This is a genomic window from Persicitalea sp. (assembly GCF_041751555.1).
Lineage (GTDB): Bacteria > Bacteroidota > Bacteroidia > Cytophagales > Spirosomataceae > Persicitalea.
Genome location: NZ_JBGSXF010000570.1, coordinates 1 through 2,355, shown reverse-complemented (window position 1 = coordinate 2,355; position 2,355 = coordinate 1). Strand labels below are relative to the sequence as shown.

Genomic DNA, 2,355 nt, shown 5'->3' with positions numbered 1-2,355 from the left:
GGGCGAATCTCATCGAGCTTACGACCATCAATACGAATGCGCTCATCCAGAACGAGGCGACGGGTAGCTTCGGATTCCAGATCGTGAAAATAACGCTTCACCAGTGACTCATCCACTTCCTCGTCTTCACCGATAGTCGCCATGAATTCTTCGCGAATGGCTTTGGCTCTTTCTTTGCGAACACTCTTGTCGTTTGAAGTCTGTGCAATGGATGCACTCAGCTTATCGTAACAAAAAGATCGGACGCGTGCTTTTAACTCGGCATCCTCGGGATCGCCCTCGTACTCGCGCTTCGTGGTGTTACCCACAGCAGCTTCCAGTTCCTTCATTACGCGGCATTGCGTCTTGATGACTTCGTGGGCTACTTTCAGGGCTTCGATGATTTCTTCCTCCTGGGCCTCTTCCAGTTCGCCTTCCACCATCGTGATGTCCTTCTCGGTGGCACCCACGATGAGTTCCAGTGTAGCACGGGCAAGGTCGGAGGTCTTGGGGTTGACGATATATTCACCGTCGATCTTAGCGACCCGCACCTCGGAAGCAGGGCCTTGGTAAGGTATATCCGAAACAATAAGTGCCGCCGAAGCTGCCAGACAAGCCAGCGCATCAGGCAAAACCTCCGGGTCGGCGGAAGCCAACATGATGTTTACCTGAGTATCGGCGTGGTAGTCGCTCGGGAAAAGGGGACGCAGAGCGCGGTCCACAATGCGACAGATGAGTACCTCGTGGTCGGAGAGGCGTCCCTCGCGGCGCATAAAGCTGCCGGGAATACGACCCGCCGAAGCGAATTTCTCTTGATAATCGACGGAAAGAGGAAGGAAATCGACACCGGGTTTGATGTCTGTTTTGGCTACTACGGTTGCCAACAGCATGGTGTCGCCCATGCGGACGACCACCGCTCCGTCGGCCTGCCGCGCCAATTTTCCGGTTTCAATAGTGATGGTACGATTGTCGGGCAGGGTGATCGTCTTGGATACGACGTTAAATTGCATAAAAGTAAGTTAGGTAGATTGATGAGTGACCGCTTGAATAAGGACCGCTATAACAAATAATGACTAGCAAAGACATTGCCAGTCGTATTATATCTGCTTTCGGTAAAGAAATGTTCGATTAATTATCGAATGGTAGGGAAACGGGCAGAAAGGCAGGAAAAACAAAGAATCGGGGAATCTGGCCAAAGGCAGATTCCCCGATTCTTTGTTTTTCCGTTACTTTCTCAGCCCTAGTTCGGCGATAATAGCACGGTAGCGGCTAATGTCTTCCCGATAAAGGTAGTCCAGCAGGCTGCGGCGCTTGCCGACTAGTTTGAGTAAGCTCAGACGCGTATCGTGATCCTTCTTGTGCGTTTTGAGGTGCGCCGTCAGGTGATTGATGCGAAAAGTGAAGAGTGAGACTTGTGATTCGGGCGACCCGGTGTCGGTGGCCGATTTGTTGAATCCCTGGGTTTCGAAGATTTCTTTCTTCTTGTCCGTGGTTAAATACATGATTGTAACGACAGATTAAAATGTAAAAAATTAATATAAAAGCAGCCGCAAAAGTATAGAAAAATGATGAATTATAAGTTATGAATTATGAATTATATTCAACCACCTCATTTCCAGTCTCTTAAAAAACTGTTATTCATATATTAAGAATGAATGCAGTATTTATGCTTCCCCTAAGCCTAAGCTAGTTTTGGCTGAGCGTTGCGGGATTTCAGGTATTTTTCTCGGAATTTTTTCCAGTACATCTGATAGACATCCTTTTCAAAGAGGCGAGAATCATTGCGGGCTTTTTCTACGAAGTACAGTCCGGCCAGAAGTAGAACGGCATTGGCTAACCAAGCCCCGACCGCCACGTCGAGTAGTCCTTCCTTTACAAATTTGTCGCCTTGAATGGTGAGGACATATAATAGGATAAAGAAGATGATGGAAACCAACACTGGTACACCGAAGCCACCTTTCTTGATGATGGCCCCCAAGGGGGCGCCAATCAGAAACATGACAAAACAGGAAAATGCCTGGGTATACTTGTGAAGTTTTTCAAGTTCGTATTCGTTACCCGATTTGCGTTTACTGTCGAGGTACTCGGCGTTGGAAGAGGCAAAACTCTGTACGCTGGTCGCCGCACTCTTGGCATTGGCGAGAATAATGTTCTTCACGCTGTCAGTCATAGCCACGCTGAGCAGTGAGTCTACCCACTTACCCTTTTTGGGCTTTGTGCCGTAGGAGTCGTTATTTTTAAACTTATAGGAGAAATATTGCTGGCTGTTTGGTACCAGATTATCCTGCGCCCGCTTAAAGTCGCGCCGGAGCGAATCGGTCGTCTGGGTGAGGTCGTCGATATTCTTCATAAACTGATGGTACTTGAACATATCTT

The 2,355-nt window shown here is 48.3% G+C and carries 2 protein-coding genes and 1 pseudogene; all 3 read right to left on the bottom strand.

Annotation, left to right across the window (positions count from 1 at the left end; all coding sequences use genetic code 11):
• Positions 1 to 989: pseudogene (locus ACEW8P_RS20220) on the bottom strand (polyribonucleotide nucleotidyltransferase); the annotation flags it as partial.
• A 216-nt stretch (positions 990 to 1,205) separates the two neighbouring features.
• Complete coding sequence (gene rpsO, locus ACEW8P_RS20215; RefSeq protein WP_373514885.1) at positions 1,206 to 1,481, bottom strand: 30S ribosomal protein S15; 276 nt, start codon at positions 1,479 to 1,481, stop codon at positions 1,206 to 1,208.
• Positions 1,482 to 1,660: 179 nt separating this feature from the next.
• A partial coding sequence (locus tag ACEW8P_RS20210; protein ID WP_373514884.1) for an LptF/LptG family permease occupies positions 1,661 to 2,355 on the bottom strand: 695 nt, incomplete at its 5' end.